We start from the raw sequence: 19,348 nt of genomic DNA, 5'->3' as shown, positions 1-19,348 counted from the left end.
CCCCTGCGCAAACGCGCTGGCCAGCGCCACAGGGAACGAATGGGCTCGGCGTTGACCCGTTGGCTCGCCAGATCGACTCAGCCCTCGATTGGCGGGCCGCACAGGTAACGCGGCCCAGGCCGCTGCAAGGTCGACGCAGCGAATAACGCAGGTGCACCAAACCCTTGATTCAGTTGCCCAGCAGATAGGGGTCGATATTACCGAGCGCCCGCTCGACGTATTCCGCCTTTTCCCCGACCGGGGCGACGTAATGCAGCGCCTCGGCCACCGCCTCCCGCCCAACCAGGCGGGCCAGGGTCCAGGCAGCGAGATAGATCGAGGCCAGACAACCGCCGGCAGTAGCCAGGTTGTTGCGAGCGAAGAAGGGTTGTTCCAGCACCTCAATGCCAGCTTCCTGTACCCAGGGCTTGGTAGTCAGGTCGGTACAACCCGGAATACCTGCCAACAAACCGGCCTTGGCCAACAGCAACGTACCGGAACACTGCGCACCGATCAGCTGGCGTGCAGGGTCGAGTCGCCGCAGCACCTGCATCACGTCTATGTCCTGAGCAATCTCGCGAGTCTTGATGCCGCTACCGACCAGCACCGCGTCAAATGACTCGATCTCATCCAGCCGCGCCTGGCAATGCAGCTTCACGCCGTTAATCGAGGTCACCGTCTCGCTCGGCGCCGCCAGCGAGACACGCCAGCCCGGCTGTTTGATGCGGTTGAGAATGCCTAGGGCAATCAGTGAATCCAGCTCGTTGAAACCGTCAAAGGTGAGAATGGCGATATGCATGGCGTGGCCTGCGCGATGGAGTCCGGCCATTCTCTGCCCAGCAACCGCCGTGGCATAGACACAGACACGCGCGGCAATAACCATACAGACGCGCGCCTTCAACTCGCCGGGCCAAGCATCTCGATCTCGCGAATCTCGAAATCAAGTCCATACGTCGCTCATGGAACTGGCGCAGTCGGGGCGCGCCTATCGCGCAGCATGTGGTAGGCGATGCAGCAAGCCTTTGACGACCCGCCAGATTTCTTTGAAGGTAAGGGCATGGACGCCGCCTACCTGCCCTTCCACAAGGCCGATCAGTTTCTCGGCATACGCGCCCTGCCGACCTTCCTCTGCGTCGACGTGATAAAGCGCCCTGCCATCGAGGCCGATATTCTGCGCTACGAGCAGCATCTGGCGCAGGTGCTGGGCTAAGCAGCCGACCTTAGCGGCAGAGGGGCAAAGCCAACAGCTGCGCCCCAAGCCAGCCGGCCAGGTACACACCCAGACCGAATACCAGATGGGTGAGCAGCGCACGCAACCTGACCTGCCAGGGATTGGCCATACGCGAGGCCGCCAACCCCATGCCGAACCCCGGCTGCATCAGCAGCAACGGCGCGGCCACACTGATGACACCGAGCATCAGCGCCGGTAGCAGCGCCGGCCGACACAACCACTGCGGACCTACCAACAGCACAAACAGGCCGACGAAGGACACGCCGATCAGGTAATGGCTGCACCAGCCCAGCAGCCGCTCGCCACGTACGGGTTGTGCCTTGCCGATGGCCGCATGCTGGAAACGGCCATGACGCATATGCCCCAGCCAGCGGCCGACCAGGGCGTAGTCCAGCGAGGCAATGCCGAACCAGCGCCGCCGCACCAGCGCCCAGGCATCCATCAGCAGCGTTGCGCCCACGCCCACCAGCAGCACGTAGAGAATCAATTGACTGTTCATATCCACCTCTTTTGCTCTGTCTGAAAGGCTGTTTTCATAAGCCTGCCAGTTCAAGCCAACTTGAGGTCAAGGATGAAAGAGATGGATATCGGCAAAGTCTCGCGCTGGTCCGGTTTGCCGGCGTCGACCCTGCGCTATTACGAAGAGAAAGGCCTGATCCGCTCCATCGGCCGCAACGGCCTCAAGCGCGTGTTCAGCGAATCGGTGATCCAGCGCCTGGCGCTGATCGCCCTCGGCCGTGAAGCAGGGTTTTCCCTGGATGAAATTGCCACCATGCTCGCCGCAGGCAGTCAGCCAGCAATTGACCGCGCGCAACTGCAAGCCAAGGCCGACGAGCTGGACCGCAGCATCAAACGCCTCAGCGCCATCCGCGACGGCCTGCGCCATGCGGCGTCCTGCCCGGCAGACAACCACCTGGAGTGCCCGAAGTTCCAGCAACTGATGAACCTGGCCGCCCGCACCACAGCCAGGAGCCGGGTTCATCCGCCGATCAAGTAAACGGCCGACAGGCACGCGCCATAGCCAAACGCCAGCATCCGTTCGTCTTGCCGCACAGCTTGCCGGATGGACGGCACCTCAGATTGAAAAACGCCGTCCCATACTGATTTCCCTCATGTGCTTCGCGCTGTGTGCATGAGCTCAACCACATGGATATCAATCCAAGGGTGACGTGCCACAGCAGTGCAGTAGCTCGCGCAGTGAGAAGTTTTACGGGCAGGGTGCGCCCCTTGTTGAATAGGAGTGTTCAGCAATGTCGCATCTGCCTGAAAGTTCGAAAATCCCACCTATGCCCGACCTGCTTCCGCCCAGCGCAGAAGATGGCCCCGGCCTTAGCAACGCCAACATCAATAACGCCAATCTGGCGATCAACCCCAACCTGCAGCTGCAGCCCGGACAGATTGTCTTCCCGCAGTTGCGCAGCCTGCGGGCTGGCTGCTCAACTACAAGCCCAGTGGTGCGCGGCTGGTATCGTATGACGGCACACTACGGGTCGAGTCGCACAGCGAGGGCCGCACGGCCAGTGGCGATCTGTATCAGCGCCCGGTGATCTTCCTGCCACTGCCCATCACCTCGCCCATCCCGCTGCAAAACACCCTCAAGCCCAATGTCAGCCTGACGCCAAGGCCCATTCTGCTGGCGGGGCCAAACCCGGCGTCGGGCATCCCGATTCTGCCGCGCTCGCGCTACCGCTATTACGTGCGAGTGACGACCTTGCCGGAGTATTTCTATCTGGGTAACAGCTTCAGCCTGGGCTTCCAGCTGTATCGCTTCACCGCGCCCAATAGCTGGGTGCTGGAAAGCACGCTGACTGCGCAGATGGTGCGCATGACCGGGCCAGCGGGCTTTCCGTCACCGTCGGACTATGCCGAGGGCGATGTGAAAAACGCCGCCAATGTGGTGGTCGGTCGTCTGACCATGGGCTGGCTATCCACCTACCTGCGTCGCTGCACGGTGGAGATCGACACCGTCAACGGTTCCGAGCGGCCCACCAACAGCGGCATCGGCCATACCTGGACCAGCCTGATGGACGCGGTGGGCTGGCAAACCACGGTGCACCTCAGCGACACCAATGTCGCCGAACCCAGCGGCAACTCCTGGTCCAATGCGGAAATGCACGCGGCCATGCTGGCGCGGCGCGCGGTGATCAACCTCGACAGCGAGTGGCGCTATCACGTGCTGGCGGTGAAGAACATCGACTCCACGCCTCGCGGAATCATGTACGACAACGGCGGCACCGACTCCAACAACGTGCCACGCGAGGGGGTGGGGATTGCCTCGCACTGGACCATTTCCGCCGGCTGGGGCACGGTTAGCGGTCAGCGCTTTGGTACGGCGGCGGCGCCCTACTTCCGCACGGCGGTCCATGAGCTGGGACATGCCATGGGCCTGTACCACAACTCGGCGGACTTCGGCTTTATGTGCACCAGCGATGTGATCGCGGCTTCCGGTACGCCTGCCACGCCGTTCCCGAGCAATATCCAGTGGTCCTTCCACCCGGATAACCTCAAGCAGCTGCGTCACTACCCTGACCCCTTCGTGCGTCCAGGTTCGGTCGCTTTCGGCGGTGCCTCCACCGCTACCCCGAGCATCTCGCCGACGGATCTGGAAGCCGACGTGCTGGGTCTGGATCTGAAGATCACTCCGCTGCTCGGCGAACTGCCGTTAGGAGCACCGGTGCGCATCGGCGTCACCCTGCGCAACCATGGCGATCAACCGCTGCTGGTGCCAGCAAGCCTGAGCCTGAAAAGCGAGAGCGTCAGCGGCAGCGTGACCGACCCATCGGGCAACGTGCGGACCTTCCGTACCATCATCCACTGCATCGAAGACTCGCCGTTCAAGGTGCTTGAACCCGGCGAGCAGATCGAAGAGTCGATGACCCTGATGCGCGGCGCCGAAGGTGCGTTGTTCGGTGTATCGGGCATCCACCAGGTGCAGGTCGAGGTGCATTGGGAGGTCGACGGCATGCTTGCCCATCTGGCGGACAGCGCCAGTGTGATGGTCACCGCTGCCGTCGACGCCAATCACGCGGAAGCCGCGCACAAGGTGCTCAGCACCCCGGATGCTCATCTGGTGCTGGCCATTGGTGGTGATCACCTGACTGACGGCATCGCGGCGATCCAGGCGGCGTTGGACTCTCCGGTACTCAAACCGCACTTTGCCGCCATCGAGACCAAGCGCCTGGCCAGTCGTTTTATGAAGCGCAATCCAGAAGCCAAAGCGGCTACGGCGCTGCTCGATTACGACACGGTGATGAGCGGCAGCGAGCATGACAAGCTCGAACGTTTGCTCGGCGACGCAGGCGGCAGTTTGCCGAAGACCAGCAAGGCCAAGCCAATCCGGCTGACCAGCGCCAAATAGTGCACACGCAGTAAACCGGAATGCGCGGGGCCCCTGCCCTGCGCACTCCTAGACAGCACAAGCAGGAGAATCAGAATGGACTTGCATGAGGCACAACTGCCAGGCAACTGGCACAAGAACAGTCAGGAACAATGCGCCGCCGGGTATGCCGCGCACCTGCATCTGCAGAGCAATGGACTGTATGTCGGCAGCAGCGAGCCCGCCGGCAGCTTCACCTGGTGGGACCAGGGCACCTGGGCGCTGCAGGGCCCCGGCAAGCTGGCCATTTCTACCGCCAATGACGAAGTCGTCACCTACACCTACAGCCTCAGTGACGGCACCCTGACCTTTACCGACCCTGCGGGCTGCCGCTTCAGCTATCGCCGGGCGCCCTGAACGGAGCATGCCGTGCAGAGGCACGGCCCCTGGCAAGAGCCTTTTACGCATCGCCAAGGAGGCACCATGTCTGCCTCAATTGTTCCTCCCACAGTGTTTTTCGACCTGGGCGACACCCTGACGTTTACCGGCCCCGGCGGCGTACGGATGCGTTATGCCGACTGCCTGGATTGTCTGCAAGTGCTCAAGGCACGTGGCTATCGCCTCGGTCTGCTATCCAATCAGGCCGCCGGCACCAGCGTGGCCACTGTGCTGGCAACGCTCACCTCGCTGCATCTGGCCCGCTATATCGAGCCGGCGCTGATCACCCTGTCCAGCGAACTGCCGGGCAACCTCGGCAAGCCGGCACAGGCGATCTTCGACCTGGCGCTGAGCAAGGCGCAGCACAGCGCGGCCAGTGAACGGGCGATCTTTATTACCGAGAACCTGGCCCATGTGCAGGCAGCCCGCAGCTATGGCTGGCGCGCCATTCTCAAGCGCAACAGCGGCAGCTGCGTGGCCAGCGAAGGCGAATGCGTCAGCGGTCTGGCCGCTTTGCTAAGCAAACTACCGCCACTGGCTGCGCCAAACAGCAGCCTGGCCCTGGCACCGCCGCCCAAATTGGTCGACGGTCTGTGGGCAGTGCCTATGGATATCGTGCGGATCGACGCCAGCCTGCTGTTCGATGCCGCCACCCAGCAGATCAGCGGCGACGCCACCCTGGCGTTTCACCTTGGCAAACACGCTGGCTGCCCGATCTTCGACCTGCGCCAGAGCGTCACCGGCGTGTGGCTGGATGGCGTGGTGGTTGCGCCAGCCGATGTTGCCAGCCATGACTTCGGCGGTGGCGCCAATGCCAATCTGCGCGTGCTCAACCGGGTGCTGGATGCAGGTAGCAGCCACAGCCTGCGCCTGACCTATGCGGTCGGTGTGCCACAGGCCTCGATGACCGGTTCCTATCTGCCGCAGATCGTCTGGAGCGCGGGGCCGCGACTGGCATTCAACTTCGGTTTTACCGACCTGGGCGCGGGGCGTTATCTGGAAGCCTTTGTGCCGGCCAACCTGACTCATGATCAGTTCGAACTAAGCCTGCAACTGCGCCTGACAGGTACCGCCGTGGCGCATACACCGATCAGCAATGGCACCCTCAACCTGCTGGGCACCAATCACTGGCGCATCGACTTTCCCGCGCGTTCCAGCGCCCTGTCGCCACTGCTGGAGCTGCGTGCCAGCGACAGCCTGCAGAGCACCACGGTGAATACCGTGCTACCGGTATCCGGCAGCAATGTCGCGATCACCACCTGGAAGCTCACCAGCAACCCCGCCAATCTGCTTAACCAGGCCAATGCCATCGCCGGCTTTCTCGCTGACAACGAAAACAGCTCCGGGCGCTATATCCACGGCAACCGCTTTACCGCCTTTATCCATCAGGGCGGCATGGAATACGACGGCGGTACTACCACCGGCACCGGCCCACTACGCCACGAAACCTTTCACAGCTGGTGGGCGCGCGGGCTGAAGCCGGCCAGCCAGGCCGACGCCTGGTTCGACGAAGCCTGGACCACCTACCACGACAACGGCGCGGCGGGCGTGCAAACGTTCAACTTCGCCGAAGCGGCACTGGCGTTGTGCCCGCGCAACCCGTGGGTACGGGTTACCCACGGTTCCTCCTACGGGGCTGGCGAACGTTTCTGGAAAGGCATGGCTGGCTTGCTCGGTGCCGCCCCGCTGGGTGACCTGATGCGCAGCTTCTACCTGGCGCGTTACCCGCAGCCGGTCAAAACCGAAGAGCTGGAGTGCTTTCTACTGGCCCGGGGCGGCAGTCCAACCTGCGTGGATGCCTTCCACCGCTTCGTCTACGGCCTGCCCGATCCGACGCCACTGCCGGATGTCTGGCTGCGCGACGATGCCGCCGATCCCGGCGCCAACAACTGGAGCGGACGCTTTTGGGATTCACCGGATCTGTGGATTCGCAACCGCGATGACGATGGCCTGGAGCATCAGAACCTCGAGTTCGGTCAGGACAACTGGATTCACGCCCGCGTGCGCAACAGCAGCGCCACGGGCAGCGCACGGCATCTGCTGGTGAGTTTCAATATCAAGCAGTACGCCGGTAGCCAGTTCGTCTATCCAGCCGATTTCCTCCCGGCAGTCACGGCAGCCGCGGATTTCGATCTGGGCCCCGGCGAGACGCGCATCGTCAAGGCGCGCCTGCCACGCAATGCAATACCGCCGGTGGGCAGCCACCCTTGCCTGCTGGCCGCGTTGTTCAGCCGTTTCGATCATCCACAAGCCGGGCGCCATGTGTGGCAGCAGAACAACCTGGCGCAGAAGAACCTCAGCGTGATCGATCTGGCCCCCAACCTGTGGATTGTGTTGCCCTTTATGGCCACCAGCCTGCGCGCCCGGCAGACACGCAGTGTGCTATTCGAACTGCTGCGCCCCAAGGGGCTGGAAACGCTACAAGCCAGCCTGCTGCTGGATAAACGCGCGCTGGCGCCCACGCTCAAGACCAGTGCCCTGCGTTTGCCAGAACTGGCAGACACATCAATTGCCAAAGCAAAACCTACGGCTGATGACGCACTGGATTGCGCCAGCCACGCCTGTGCGGCAATGCCAAGCACCGATCAACTATTGACCAGCAAGACCCCGGAGCGACTCGCCGAGACGTTTCCTAACGCACTGGAGCTGAAATTTGCCAAGGGTAAACAGGCGCAGCTGCCAATCGTTCTACGCCCGCTGGAGTCGCAACGACTGGGGCTTCGCGTCACGGTGCCGGCAGACGCCAGGCGCGGCAGCAGCTTTACCCTCGACTTGGTGCAGCGGGAGAACGGCAAGATAGTCGGCGGCGTGGCGCTGCGCATCAATGTGCGCTGAGCCCGGGTTACGGCGCGCCAAACAGCGCCGTCCAGTAGATCCCCGCGTCGCTCTTCGGATCGTTGGCGTAGGCGGCGCCCAGTTCGCTGAATTGCGGGTTCATCAGGTTGGCGCAGTGGCCGGGGCTGGCCAGCCAGCCGGCGAGTACTTTGCTCGCGGTGTCCAGACCGGCGGCGATGTTTTCACCGACGCGCTGGCCGCTGTAGCCGGCCAGCTCCGCACGGTCGCCGGGGGTGCGGCCGTCAGGGTCCTGGTGATCGAAGAAGTTGCCGTTGGCCATGGCCCGGCTGTGGGCTTCAGCGGTGCTGCCCAGGGTGGCATTCCACACCAGTGGCGCGGCGGCGGCAAAGGCCTGGCTGCCGCACTGACGTGCAGTACTGCGCGCACTGTTGAGTTGTTCGAGTAGCTTCTGCCCTTCCGCCTGCCAGTCGCCCAGGCGTGCCGCCAACAGCGGCCGGGCCAGCAGAATGCGCCACTCACGCCCCTGCTGATTAACGCCGATATCGACAAACTGCGGATCGAGCACGATCTTGCAGAAGCTCTCCTGCAGCACTTTCAGCGCCGCCGCCGCATCACGAGGGCCAGACAGGCTGATAGCCTGCACGTTGACCATCGGATAGCCCGCCGCACTCATCGCCTGCTGCAAGTCCCCCGAGCGCCCCACCGGCTGCACCAGACGCGGATCGGCCGTCAGCGGCGGCAGCTCGGCGGAAGCCTGATCGCCACAGCGCTGCACTTCGCTGCGGTAGCTGTTGATCAAACCAACCAGTTGCGCATCCTCGGCGGCCTGCGCACCCGCAGTGCACAAAAGCCCCAACCCCAGAATGGCGAACGCCCGAACAAATTCCTTGCTAGCCATAAACCCCCTCGACCTGAGCATGCCAATGCAGTGTGCCCACAACTGTGTTCGGGTGATCTTGGCGTACCTCGCGCGCTGAAACCAGCCCAATGCGCAGGCAGCGCAGCAGGGCCGACGCGCAGCAGATCCGAGACGGCTTCTTAGGGAAGCCGTCTGAAGTAGCCATGTATTTCTGGCTGACTTCAGCCCCCGCCGATTTTGAAAGCGGCAAATCGATCAAAAACGATCAGATTGCCCATTCATTTCTGTGTTTTTAGCCGCCGCGAGTAGCTCGCGGCAGCCATTTCCCGCATTACAGGCGCACCTCTCCTGCATTGGTCAGTAAATGTCGGCGTGCCATCCACAGGTTCGACAGCGCGAACAGCGTCACCAGTTGCGCCGTGTTCTTGGCCAAGCCACGGAAGCGTGTCTTTACATAACTGAACTGACGCTTGATCACCCGGAACGGGTGCTCAACCTTGGCGCGCACCTGGGCCTTGGCCTTCTCGATCTTGCGTTTGGCTTTGTACAGCGGGCTGCTCTTACCCAGCTTCTTATAGGTGCTGCGGCGGGCAGCAACCTGCCAGATCACCTCGCGCCCATCATGTTCGGGGCGCTTTTCGACACCGGTATAACCCGCATCGGCGCACACCACGTTTTCCTCGCCGTGCAGCAACTTGTCGACCTGAGTGACATCCGCCACGTTGGCCGCCGTGCCTACCACGCTGTGTACCAGCCCCGACTCGTCATCCACGCCAATGTGCGCCTTCATGCCGAAGTAGTATTGGTTGCCCTTCTTGGCCTGGTGCATCTCTGGGTCGCGTTTGCCGTCCTTGTTCTTGGTCGAACTCGGCGCATTGATCAGCGTGGCATCGACGATGGTGCCTTGGCGCAACGACAGGCCACGGTCGCCAAGATAGCCATTGATGACGGCCAGGATGCCGGCAGCCAACTCATGTTTCTCCAGCAGACGACGGAAGTTGAGGATGGTGGTTTCGTCGGGGATACGTTCCAGACTCAGCCCGGCGAACTGCCGCAGGATAGTGGTCTCGTACAGCGCTTCTTCCATCGCCGGGTCGCTGTAGCCGAACCAGTTCTGCATCAGGTGCACACGTAGCATCGCCATCAGCGGATAGGCCGGCCGACCGCCTTCACCCTTGGGGTAATACGGTTCGATCAGTGCGATCAAACCCTTCCACGGCACCACCCGATCCATCTCGATCAGGAACAACTCTTTGCGGGTCTGCTTGCGTTTGCCGGCGTACTCGGCATCGGCGAAGGTCATTTGCTTCATCGGAAAACTCGGCGGGTGGCGTCCGGGCATTTTGCCAAAATCAGGAAGTCTTATTCAGGATTTCCCTAGCGACCCTAGTTACACTCTTGCAAGTTAAGGCTCAGCTCGACCGCCTACTGCATGCCACAGCGCTATTCGGTCACCTGTGAAGCGGTGGCGTTTTGAGTAGCTGTTCGATAGGTTGTCGTATAGCCCAGCCGACAAGCCTTGTTTTCAATAGCACAGGCCAGCTAGGTCTTACCTGCTCCAGTAGCACCAAGGCCAACCCCAACAACCCGGACGCCATGCTGGTGCAGAAACTGGTGCGCGAGCTGAAGCAGGACGGTACCCTGGATGTATTGCGCCATGGCTTCAAACTGCCGAGAGTGAAGATCGAGGCGGCAGTTTCAGGCCCGACCACAGTATGAACTCGCCCCCTCAAGCGCTACCAGTGCAACCGCCTGCGCGTTGTGCAGGAGGTGTCTTACTCGCCGTATTACCGTGAGGGGGAGTTACAACCCGCGCCTCGATCTGGTGCTGTTCGTCAACGGCATCACCGCCGCCACACTGGCGCTGAAAAGCTAGTTCAAGCAAAGCGTAGAAAACGCCAAGCGCCAGTACCGCTACGACCGCCCGGTTAAAGACCCGCTGACGCGCAAGTCGGAGCCGCTGCTGACCTTCAAACGTGGCGCGCTGGTGCACTTTGCCGTGAGCCAGGATGAAGTGGCAATGACCATCAAGCTGGCCGGCAAGGAGACCTTCTTCCTTCCGTTCAACCTCGGCAGCCTCGACGGCGGTGTGCGTGTATGCAAAACACCTGTACCCCCTGCTGCGCGTGGATCACCTCGATCAGGAGGACGTGGACGTGGGCGAACTGCAACTAACCCACTACCGCCTGACCAAGCGCGCCGAACATCAGCTGCGCATGCACGAAGAGGACGGCGAATATGGCCTCAACCCGGCCAGCGCGCTGACCAGCGGCAAGGCCCATGACCCGGAGAAGAAGCGGCTATCGGAAATCATCGAGGCGCTGAACGATATCTTCGGTACCGAAGTGAGCGATGAGGATCAGCTGCAGTTCTTCACCGGCATCGCCAATCGCATCAGCCGCCAGGAAGATGTCATGGCTCAGGTCAGCAACCACTAGGTCGAGCAAGTGATGCACGGCCTGTTCCCCAAGCGTGTGCTCGACACCGTGCTGGATAACGAGACCAAGAGCCGGGCGTTTGCGTTGGTGATTCTGAAGATGCTGACGGCAGCAGGCGGGCTGGGGCAAGGTAATAGCGGTGCGGCTGTCTGAACGTATACGTGCTCGGGTTAGATTTCAGACGGCTGTGGCAGAAGGCTTGAAGGGTCACAGGCGAGTTCGCCTGCGATACGGTAGAGCTTCTCAACGGTGATGTTGACCTCGCCACGCTCGATGCGACCTACATAACTGCGGTCGAGACTGCACGCCAGCGCCAATGCGTCCTGGGAAATCCGGCAGGTCTTCCTCTGCATTCGGATGCGTTCCCCTAACGCTTTCGCCAACTTATCCATGACCGTCTCAATTCAACTTGAGGCGGCACTATCGTGCGTTTGCGGACGCACGGGCCACGGATTATAATCCGTATTTACGCGCTAACTCTTCTGGTGTCTCAATGAAATCGGCCTCGTTTATCTTCGACAGGCGTCTGTATGAGCTGCTTCAGGAGCCAGGGCGTACAACGTTTACGACCCGTGAACTGCGCGATGCTTATGCCGCTCGCTTGAGCGGCATACATTTCCGTATCGCCGATGTGCGCCGTTATGTGTATGAGCAGATTCGTCGACTAGTGCGCGCGGGCTGGGTTCTGCCGGACGAGGATCGTCGTGTTCGAGGGCAGGTCTACCACCTGCAGCCGATTCCGGTACATCTGCAACTGGAACTGATCGACAACAGTTTTGAGAACAGCCTTATGGCTGCCGGTGTGCCCGAACCAGACACGACAGAACGCGACGTGGAAGCTTTGCCGCTTAAGTCGTCAGCCAATACGGATTTGCAGTTGGAGGCGCTCCACAAGGAAATCCGCTTGGACTTTCTCACTTCAATGGGCGAGGCAGAGCGATTCAAACTGCTTCTGGAAGAGATGCCGCATTTGCGGGACAAGGTTGAAGGCGATTACCTGGAGGCCAGGGATCGCAGCTCTCGCCTCTTGGGGCATTTGCGCGCCATCGAAAAAACTCTCAAAACACTCGCTGCACCACGATGAGCAACTCGCTACGGAACTGGCAGAACAGCTGCATCACCAGGGCGTTGGAGCACTTTACCGTCACGTCGCACTTCTTCTGCCAGGCAACGCCGGGAGCCGGAAAGACGCGCATGGCTGCAGAGCTGGCCAGCCGACTGCTTGAGCAGGACAGAATCGATTTGGTGCTGTGCTTTGCGCCGTCCTGCCAGGTCGTGGAGGGTTTTCGTTCGACCTTTGCTGCTGTGCTAGGCAGGCGTCTCGACGGCCAGATAGGTGCCGTGGGCGCGGCTTATACCTATCAGGCTATGGAATACCGTGATGAGGGATTCTGGCAGCTTCTTGATGACTACCGGGTGTTCGTGGTCTTCGATGAGATCCACCATTGCGCCGGCCACGATCCGCTGCTCAGCAATGCCTGGGGGCAGCAGATACTGCATCGGATACAGGATCGGGCTGCCTTCACGTTGGCTCTGTCTGGCACGCCCTGGCGTTCGGACGACAAGGCCATCGCATTGGCTCGCTACTCTTCGCCCGAGGGGCATTTGATCTGTGATTACCGTTATTGCTTAAAAGATGCCATTGCCGACGACGTGTGCCGATCACCTCGCATTGTGTTGCTCGACAATCAGAAGGTGAAACTTACGGAAGAGCTTGACGCGGATAGCTCCGTGAGGCTATTTCCCAGCATCGCCAAGCTTTTAGGGGAGTCACCTGTCACCTATGAGGAACTTCTGCGTCATGACGAGGTGATCAATCCAATCCTCGATCTTGGCTGCAGCAAGCTGAACGAGCTACGCCAGATCAAACCTGATGCCGCTGGTTTGGTGGTGGCCACAGACATCGAACACGCCCAGCAAGTGGCACTGGCTCTAGAAGCAATGGGTGAAGAGTGCCGCATCGTGACCAACAAAACCCCGGATGCGCAGCAGGTGATCAATGCATTCCGGTGCAGCGCCTGCCGCTGGATTGTGGCCGTCGGAATGATCAGCGAAGGCACCGACATTCCCCGCCTGCAAGTGTGCTGCTATCTCAGCCGTATCCGCACCGAACTGCATTACCGGCAAGTGCTGGGGCGAGTGCTGCGGCGCACAGGTGAGTCCGACGACCAGGCATGGCTATTCATGTTGGCTGAACCGACGCTTCAGAGCTTTGCGGAGCGAATTGCGGATGATTTACCGGATGATCTGGCTGTTTTGAGCGATGCCCATATGCCTGGTTTAACTCCAGGCTCCTTGCCAGAGCCGGTGGGGGCATTGGGGCATGCCGAAGGTATCGGCGATGTAGAATTTGGTGGTGCAGAGCCTAGTATTGGGGCCCAGGCTACGAACATCATTTCGCTTGGTGGCTTTGCAATTGAGCCCGCTTACCAGGTCAACTTTTCCCAGCATTATCGGCAGCAGCTACTGGCTTGTTTTTGATGCTCAGCCAGGCGAGGCTGACCCAATGATGTTGGTGTTCATGAATCCATAACCGGCCGGCGTCGTGTGGAACGTAATCGTGAGGTGTGCATGGATATTAAGTCGCAGGCATTGGTCGATGTCGTTGAGGATGTGATCTGCGACGTGTGCCGCTCTGGCACGCGTATTCCCGGCTATGGCCCCCAATACGGCAAGCTTGAAGCCCAATGGGGATATGGCTCCCAGCATGATGGGGAGCACTACCGGGTGCATCTCTGTGAACCCTGCTTTTTCAGGGTGCTGAGTGGGTTGCGTCGGGAGCGCATGGTCAATGGTATGTTCGATGATGATCAGCCATTTGCTTCTGAAGATTTTGGTCTGGTCAGCAAAGACAACTACTGGGGAAAGAACTGATTGTTGGGTTGAAAATCCATCAGCCACCACGTCGAATCGCGGACCGACTAGGAGTATGGGCATGGTTTGCCCGACTGGTCTCGTAGACTGGAATAACTGAGTCAGGAGGAGGTAGCCACATTGACCCTGCCACATGAAAGAACCCGGAGTGTCATCAAGACCGAAGCCTTTCTTCGCGAGCTCTCTCGTAACACCGGGCTACCTGATGACATTCGTAGCTATGCCAAAAGCTTACTCAGGCACTACCCGTCCGCCGATCAGATTTTCTCGCTGGGGCGCCTCGAAGAATGCCTGGTAAGCGCCCCTCAAGATGATGAATATCGGCGAAGGGTAATTGCGTTCCATCAGCCGCTTTTCAGTTCGTCGCTAGACTTCACGCTATAGGTGTGAACGCCACGATGCTCAGCACTGATCAAGCCCAGTCGGTATCCGTCCAGGTTGCGCAACGGGTCAAGCGCCTACCTAAAGGACAGCCTTTCAGCATCAGCCGTTTCACAGGGTTTGGAACGAACAACGCCGTATCCAAGGCAATAGCTCGACTGGTCAAACGAGGCGAACTCGAACGGGTGTATCGCGGGATTTATATGCGCCCGAAACCCGGACGTTACGTTGCCAGGGCTCGCCCCAATCCGTGGACATTGCTTAGCCTGATTACTAGGCAGAAGCGCTTGTCTCTGCAGATCCATGGTGCCAATGCTGTAAGGAGGTTTGGACTCAGTACACAGATGCCACTCATTCCAATCTATTACACCAACGGAACCAGCCGTTCAGTATTCATAGGGAAATCTGAAGTCCGGCTGGTACATGCGGCACCGATAGTTATGCAGCATGCAGGGAATGAGGTGGGGATGGCGATCAGCGCCCTGTTTTATCTTGGTAAAGACGGAGCTACTCCAGAATGTATTGCTGCGATCAAGAAAGCACTCAGGCCTGAAGACCTAGTTACTTTGATGGCCTGCACAATGCCGAAATGGATGCGCATGGCATTGGAAACGAGATGATTGAACCATGATCTACCGCTCCAGCCAAACCAACTGCGCCACCTGCCCGCTGAAAGCGAAGTGTGGCCCCAACACACCGAATCGGAAGGTCGTTCGCAGCATCCATGATGCTGCCCGCGACGTGGCCCGACGTATCGCCAGACACCAAAGCACCTCGTCTCTCGCTGCGAACGAAAGAATGTGGAGATGCTTTTCGCCCACCTCAAACGGATCATGAAACTCAACCGTTTACGACTGCGTGACCTGACGGGTGCGACTGACAAATTCACCTTGGCCGCGACAGTGCAAAACCTGAGGTGTATGGCCAAGCACCTACCTCAAGGGCCACCGATCACGGGATAGGTGCGCCTGCGGAAAGCAGAAACCCTGGAATTAACCCTCAGACTAGCAAGGAAGCTCAGTGAAATGCGGAAAGGCAACTTGAAGTGGCTTGCGACCACTTCGATAGCAGGAACACCCTCACGGGCTGTCTGCCGCTGAAACTACTTTCCAACAGAATCGTACGAACGCTGTATGTAGACAGCGCTAACTCTTGCCCCCTTGCACAATGACAACTCATCCGCGACTGGAAGACTATTCCCCCATGCTGGACTGTAGGTAGTTCTCCAGACCAACCTTCTCGATCAGATCCAGCTGAGTTTCCAGCCAATCGATATGCTCTTCTTCCGAATCGAGGATTTCTTCGAGTAGATCTCGAGTGCCGTAGTCGGCATGAGTTTCGCAATAGGCGATAGCAGCTTTCAGATCTGGCAAGGCTTGTTGCTCAAGCTTGAGGTCGCACTCGAGCATTTCCTTGGTGCTTTCGCCAATCATCAATTTGCCCAGATCCTGTAGGTTAGGCAGGCCCTCGAGAAAGAGAATGCGCTTGATCAACTTGTCAGCGTGTTTCATCTCGTCAATGGACTCGTGATACTCGTGCTCGCCAAGTTTCGCTAACCCCAGTCTTGGTACATGCGCGCATGCAGAAAGTACTGGTTAATGGCAATCAGTTCGTTGCCGAGAATCTTGTTGAGATGCTGGATGACCTTCTTATCGCCTTTCATGACAAATCCTGCCTCTCGCTGGTAGGTAACTAGAAAGAGTGGTCGTGTAACCTGTGGCTGTCAAACCACTACAGGCGGTATTTTCAGGCAGTCCATCGGTGGTCAAGCTGGCTTATTGCCGCAGTTGGCAGCCCATGCAAGCTGCCAACTGCAGGAGCGCTAGGCGATATGCAGCGCCCGGCTTGTCACTTTTGCCAGAGCTTGATCCAAGGCTTGCTGGAAACGCTCGACCAGCAAGTCGATTTCCTCGGGCTGAATCAACAGCGGCGGCAGGAAACGCACCACTGCACCATGGCGCCCACCCAGTTCAAGGATGATGCCCAAGCACAGGCACTGGTGCTGAATGGCTTTGGCCAGCGCCGAGTCGGCCGGCGGTACACGGCTGCCGTCGGCGGCGCCGACTATTTCCACGCCGACCATCAAGCCGCGGCCACGTACATCGCCCAGGCATGGGTAATCGTGTTGCAGCTGACGGAGCCGGCCCATCAGGCGTTCGCCCATGGTGGCGGCGTGCGCCGGCAGGTTTTCGCTGAGGATATGGCGCAGGGTTGCCGCGCCGGCCGCCATGGCCATCTGGTTGCCACGGAAGGTGCCAGCATGGGCGCCGGGTTTCCAGGTGTCCAGTTCGTCGCGGTAGACCAGCACGGATAACGGCAGGCCGCCGCCGAGGGCCTTGGATAGCACCAGGATATCGGGCTCGATATCGGCATGCTCGAAGGCGAACAAGCGACCGGTGCGGCCCAGGCCGGTCTGCACTTCGTCGATGATCAGCACTATGCCGTGCTTGCGGGTCAGTTGGCGCAAGCCCTGCAGCCAGCGTGCCGGGGCCGGAATCACCCCACCCTCCCCCTGCACCACCTCCACCACCACGGCGGCCGGTGGCAACACACCGGATTCGGGGTCGCTGAGCAGTTGCTCGATATAGTGCAGCCCAGCGTCTATGCCGGCTTCGCCACCAATGCCGAACGGGCAGCGATAGTCGTAGGGATACGGCAGGAACTGCACCTCGGCCATCGCCGCGCCTAGCGCCAACTTCGGTCCCAGATTGCCCATCAGGCTGAGTGCGCCGTGGGTCATGCCGTGATAGCCGCCGGAGAAGGACAGGATCGGCTTACGTCCAGTGGCGATTCGCGCCAGCTTCAGTGCCGCTTCGATGCCATCGGCGCCGGTCGGCCCGCAGAATTGGATGCGTGCCTGGCGGGCGAAGGCTTCGGGCAGCGCGGCGAACAGTTCTTCGACGAAGCGATCCTTGACTGGCGTGGTCAAGTCCAGGGTATGCAGGGGCAAGCCAGCATCCAGGGTCTGGCGCATGGCGGCTATGGCCACCGGGTGGTTGTGACCCAGCGCCAGGGTGCCGGCACCGGCCAGGCAGTCCATAAATAGCTGCCCTTGGGTGTCGCGCACGTACATCCCGTGGGCCTCTTGCAACGCCAAGGGGATGCGCCGCGGGTAGGAGCGCGCGTTGGATTCGCGGGCAGCCTGGCGCTGCAAATAGGGGTTGGCGTTCAGCTCGCGCGGGCCTTGCTGGCGAAAATGCTCAAGAGTAAAGGCAGCGCTGGACGAGGGCAGACTTTGAATGCATTCCATGGTGGATTCCCTTAGGGGTGACAATACTTCTGGGTAATGGGGGCTCTCGACCCGAGCACTGCTCGTCAGCTCGGCCAAGGACTGGAAACGGATCAGGGGGGAAGGAAACGGCGTAGCGACGCAGCCGAGGTAACCCGCGGGCAGCGCCAGTGCATGCAGCCACCAGCCCTGACCAGCGTCCCAAGGCGCTTCGATACGCGCTTGCCAGCCGCCGCCTGCGCTCAAGCGAATGGCCGTGAGTGGCAGGCTCAGCCCCTCGCCGCGGCCTTTCAGATAAGCCTCCTTGGCAGTCCACAAACGCAGTAGTCGAGCACGACCTTGCGCGTCTGCGGCATCCTGAAAATCGGCCTGCTCGGCAGGATGGCAACAGAGCGGCAGCAGCTCGCGCCAGTCGAGATCGGCCTGCTGCCATTCCAGATCCACGCCGACTGCGCTGAGGGATAAGGCAATCAAGGCCAGCTGGCCGCTATGGCTGACATTGAATTGCAGATCGCCCATCCCGGCACCGAGCTGGGGCTTGCCCCAAGCTCCGCTGCTTAGCGCGACGGCACCTGCAGGTAAATCGAGGTAGTGCCCGAGCAGTGCGCGCAAAGCCATGCGGGTTTGCACGAATACACTGCGTGCCTGGGGACAGCGCATGCGCGCGGCTCGCGCTCGCTCGTCCACAGCCAAGTCCAGCGTAGGGGGCTCGGCCTGCTGCAGCGGCGCCTCATCAAGAGGGAGCGCCCAGAGGTGCACCTCCCCTTCAGACAGCTGCATGGCGGTTCTTTCGCGGTGAACAGAGTTGGCGTTGAATCAGCTCGAGCAGCTCAGTCTCATGCTCGAACAGATAGAAGTGTCCGCCCGCAAACAATGTGCTTTGACAGCCAGCCAGGGTCTCGCCGGCCCAGCCATCGAGCAGGGCCAGGGGTACGCTGGCATCGTCACGCCCTGCCACTACCTGGATCGGGCAAGCCAGCGGCAGCCCTGGGCAATAGCGGTAGTTTTCGCAGAGGGCGAAATCGGCGCGGATGATTGGCAGGAATAACGCCAGCCAGTCCGAATTGTCGAGCACTTCCTGGGGCAGGCCATTCATGCTGCGAATGACTTCGAGGAAGGCTTCGTCCGGCAGATCGGACAAACGCTTGCGCCAGCCGTGGGCGACCGGCGCGGTGCGCGCCGACACCAGCAGCGCACGGGGCGATAGTCCGCGTTTCTGCAAGGCGCGTGCAGTCTCGAAAGCCAGCAAGGCGCCCATGCTATGACCGAAAAAGGCGAAGTGCTCAGGCCCCTCGCTGGTTTCGGCAATCGCTTGCGCCAAGGCCTCGGCCAATTCGTCGAGCGAGTCGGCATGGGGCTCGGAGAAGCGCGCGCCGCGGCCCGGCAGCTTGATCAAAGCCAGTTCGATATCATCGGTCAGCCGCGCCCGCCAATGCTGAAACACCGTGTGCCCGGCCCCGGCATAGGGGAAGCAGTAAAGACGCAATGCGGCTGGCGTCTTGCCTTGCGCCACTACCGAGAACCAGGGGCTGGCAGTCACTGTCATCAGCCCTGCCCTTGTGCCTGCAGGGCCTGACGCAGACTCAGCGGGCGCATGTCGGTCCACACCGATTCGATATAGGCCAGGCACTCCTCCTTGCTGCCCTGCTTGTCGACGGCTCGCCAGCCTTCGGGCAGCGGCTTGTAGTCCGGCCAGATGGAGTACTGCTCCTCGTGATTGACCACCACCAGAAAACGCGTCTCGGGGCTGTCCCAGCTCATTTCTCTTCCTCTCAGTAGGCAGGCGTCCGGACCTCGACTGAGGTGG

Annotated in this window: 20 protein-coding genes and 5 pseudogenes; 15 read left to right on the top strand and 10 right to left on the bottom strand. The window is 60.6% G+C overall.

The window, feature by feature from the left end; all coding sequences use genetic code 11:
- Positions 1-169: 169 nt before the first annotated feature.
- A complete protein-coding gene (locus BLW24_RS14585; RefSeq protein ID WP_090382821.1) occupies positions 170-778 on the bottom strand; it encodes a DJ-1/PfpI family protein in 609 nt (202 codons plus the stop codon).
- 207 nt (positions 779-985) lie between these two features.
- On the opposite strand from BLW24_RS14585, the pseudogene BLW24_RS14580 reads away from it, so the two are divergent.
- Positions 986-1,189, top strand: a pseudogene (locus BLW24_RS14580) (NADPH quinone reductase MdaB); the annotation flags it as partial.
- A 10-nt stretch (positions 1,190-1,199) separates the two neighbouring features.
- Here the strand turns inward: BLW24_RS14580 and BLW24_RS14575 are convergent.
- The gene (locus BLW24_RS14575; protein WP_090382814.1) at positions 1,200-1,709 is read right to left on the bottom strand and encodes a DUF2938 domain-containing protein; all 510 of its coding nucleotides are present in this window, start codon (positions 1,707-1,709) and stop codon (positions 1,200-1,202) included.
- Between the two features lie 72 nt (positions 1,710-1,781).
- Between BLW24_RS14575 and BLW24_RS14570 the strand changes: the two genes are divergently transcribed.
- The 5 genes from BLW24_RS14570 (at position 1,782) to BLW24_RS14550 (ending at position 7,799) form a co-directional block, all read left to right on the top strand.
- The gene (locus BLW24_RS14570; protein WP_090382808.1) at positions 1,782-2,207 is read left to right on the top strand and encodes a helix-turn-helix domain-containing protein; all 426 of its coding nucleotides are present in this window, start codon (positions 1,782-1,784) and stop codon (positions 2,205-2,207) included.
- A 289-nt stretch (positions 2,208-2,496) separates the two neighbouring features.
- Entirely contained in the window at positions 2,497-2,757 is a 261-nt protein-coding gene (locus BLW24_RS25985) for a hypothetical protein (RefSeq protein WP_167360378.1), read from the top strand.
- A complete protein-coding gene (locus BLW24_RS14560) occupies positions 2,754-4,568 on the top strand; it encodes a zinc metalloprotease (protein ID WP_090382798.1) in 1,815 nt (604 codons plus the stop codon). Before BLW24_RS25985 ends, BLW24_RS14560 begins: the two co-directional genes overlap by 4 nt.
- Positions 4,569-4,643: 75 nt before the next feature.
- Positions 4,644-4,943 (top strand): hypothetical protein, encoded by a 300-nt coding sequence (locus tag BLW24_RS14555; protein ID WP_090382794.1) that lies wholly within the window; start codon positions 4,644-4,646, stop codon positions 4,941-4,943.
- A gap of 66 nt (positions 4,944-5,009) precedes the next feature.
- Positions 5,010-7,799, top strand: coding sequence for a hypothetical protein (locus BLW24_RS14550; RefSeq protein WP_139272675.1), 2,790 nt, complete (start codon positions 5,010-5,012; stop codon positions 7,797-7,799).
- Positions 7,800-7,806: 7 nt separating this feature from the next.
- Here BLW24_RS14550 and BLW24_RS14545 read toward each other — a convergent pair whose 3' ends face one another.
- Both BLW24_RS14545 and BLW24_RS14540 read right to left on the bottom strand, forming a co-directional pair.
- Positions 7,807-8,658 (bottom strand): CAP domain-containing protein, encoded by an 852-nt coding sequence (locus tag BLW24_RS14545; RefSeq protein ID WP_090382790.1) that lies wholly within the window; start codon positions 8,656-8,658, stop codon positions 7,807-7,809.
- Between the two features lie 292 nt (positions 8,659-8,950).
- Complete coding sequence (locus tag BLW24_RS14540; protein ID WP_090375425.1) at positions 8,951-9,931, bottom strand: IS5 family transposase; 981 nt, start codon at positions 9,929-9,931, stop codon at positions 8,951-8,953.
- A 257-nt stretch (positions 9,932-10,188) separates the two neighbouring features.
- On the opposite strand from BLW24_RS14540, the pseudogene BLW24_RS27195 reads away from it, so the two are divergent.
- The 3 genes and pseudogenes from BLW24_RS27195 to BLW24_RS26570 all read left to right on the top strand — a co-directional run.
- A pseudogene (locus BLW24_RS27195) lies at positions 10,189-10,708 on the top strand (type I restriction endonuclease); the annotation flags it as partial.
- Positions 10,709-10,712: 4 nt separating this feature from the next.
- Entirely contained in the window at positions 10,713-11,057 is a 345-nt protein-coding gene (locus tag BLW24_RS26575) for a hypothetical protein (protein ID WP_244161165.1), read from the top strand.
- A gap of 12 nt (positions 11,058-11,069) precedes the next feature.
- Entirely contained in the window at positions 11,070-11,210 is a 141-nt protein-coding gene (locus BLW24_RS26570) for a hypothetical protein (protein WP_228757739.1), read from the top strand.
- A gap of 17 nt (positions 11,211-11,227) precedes the next feature.
- Here BLW24_RS26570 and BLW24_RS14530 read toward each other — a convergent pair whose 3' ends face one another.
- On the bottom strand, positions 11,228-11,449 hold the full coding sequence (locus BLW24_RS14530) for a helix-turn-helix domain-containing protein (RefSeq protein ID WP_057386994.1): 222 nt from the start codon (positions 11,447-11,449) through the stop codon (positions 11,228-11,230).
- 101 nt (positions 11,450-11,550) lie between these two features.
- On the opposite strand from BLW24_RS14530, the gene BLW24_RS14525 reads away from it, so the two are divergent.
- The 6 genes and pseudogenes from BLW24_RS14525 to BLW24_RS14500 form a co-directional block, all read left to right on the top strand.
- Positions 11,551-12,141, top strand: coding sequence for a hypothetical protein (locus BLW24_RS14525; RefSeq protein ID WP_090382788.1), 591 nt, complete (start codon positions 11,551-11,553; stop codon positions 12,139-12,141).
- Complete coding sequence (locus BLW24_RS14520) at positions 12,138-13,538, top strand: DEAD/DEAH box helicase (RefSeq protein ID WP_090382785.1); 1,401 nt, start codon at positions 12,138-12,140, stop codon at positions 13,536-13,538. Before BLW24_RS14525 ends, BLW24_RS14520 begins: the two co-directional genes overlap by 4 nt.
- Positions 13,539-13,628: 90 nt before the next feature.
- Complete coding sequence (locus BLW24_RS14515) at positions 13,629-13,931, top strand: hypothetical protein (RefSeq protein WP_090382780.1); 303 nt, start codon at positions 13,629-13,631, stop codon at positions 13,929-13,931.
- 120 nt (positions 13,932-14,051) lie between these two features.
- Complete coding sequence (locus BLW24_RS27000) at positions 14,052-14,315, top strand: BPSL0761 family protein (RefSeq protein WP_090382775.1); 264 nt, start codon at positions 14,052-14,054, stop codon at positions 14,313-14,315.
- 14 nt (positions 14,316-14,329) lie between these two features.
- Positions 14,330-14,932 carry a DUF6088 family protein gene (locus tag BLW24_RS14505; protein ID WP_090387751.1) on the top strand — a complete coding sequence of 201 codons (603 nt, stop codon included), beginning with the start codon at positions 14,330-14,332 and terminating at the stop codon, positions 14,930-14,932.
- A 4-nt stretch (positions 14,933-14,936) separates the two neighbouring features.
- Positions 14,937-15,274, top strand: a pseudogene (locus tag BLW24_RS14500) (transposase); the annotation flags it as partial.
- A 231-nt stretch (positions 15,275-15,505) separates the two neighbouring features.
- On the opposite strand, the pseudogene bfr reads toward BLW24_RS14500, so the two are convergent.
- The 5 genes and pseudogenes from bfr to BLW24_RS14480 form a co-directional block, all read right to left on the bottom strand.
- Positions 15,506-15,975 (bottom strand): annotated as a pseudogene (gene bfr, locus BLW24_RS14495) (bacterioferritin).
- A gap of 159 nt (positions 15,976-16,134) precedes the next feature.
- Positions 16,135-17,562, bottom strand: a complete 1,428-nt coding sequence (locus tag BLW24_RS14490) for a diaminobutyrate--2-oxoglutarate transaminase (protein ID WP_244161281.1) — start codon at positions 17,560-17,562, stop codon at positions 16,135-16,137.
- 231 nt (positions 17,563-17,793) lie between these two features.
- Positions 17,794-18,060: pseudogene (locus BLW24_RS26565) on the bottom strand (4'-phosphopantetheinyl transferase family protein); the annotation flags it as partial.
- A 247-nt stretch (positions 18,061-18,307) separates the two neighbouring features.
- Positions 18,308-19,087, bottom strand: coding sequence for a thioesterase II family protein (locus BLW24_RS14485; protein WP_090382763.1), 780 nt, complete (start codon positions 19,085-19,087; stop codon positions 18,308-18,310).
- Complete coding sequence (locus BLW24_RS14480) at positions 19,087-19,302, bottom strand: MbtH family protein (protein WP_090382760.1); 216 nt, start codon at positions 19,300-19,302, stop codon at positions 19,087-19,089. The genes BLW24_RS14485 and BLW24_RS14480 overlap by 1 nt, the downstream gene beginning before the upstream one ends.
- Positions 19,303-19,348 lie beyond the last annotated feature (46 nt).

It is taken from the genome of Pseudomonas anguilliseptica, assembly GCF_900105355.1.
Lineage (GTDB): Bacteria > Pseudomonadota > Gammaproteobacteria > Pseudomonadales > Pseudomonadaceae > Aquipseudomonas > Aquipseudomonas anguilliseptica.
Note: the sequence above shows the minus strand (reverse complement) of the source record. Positions and strands in the feature narration are given on the sequence as shown.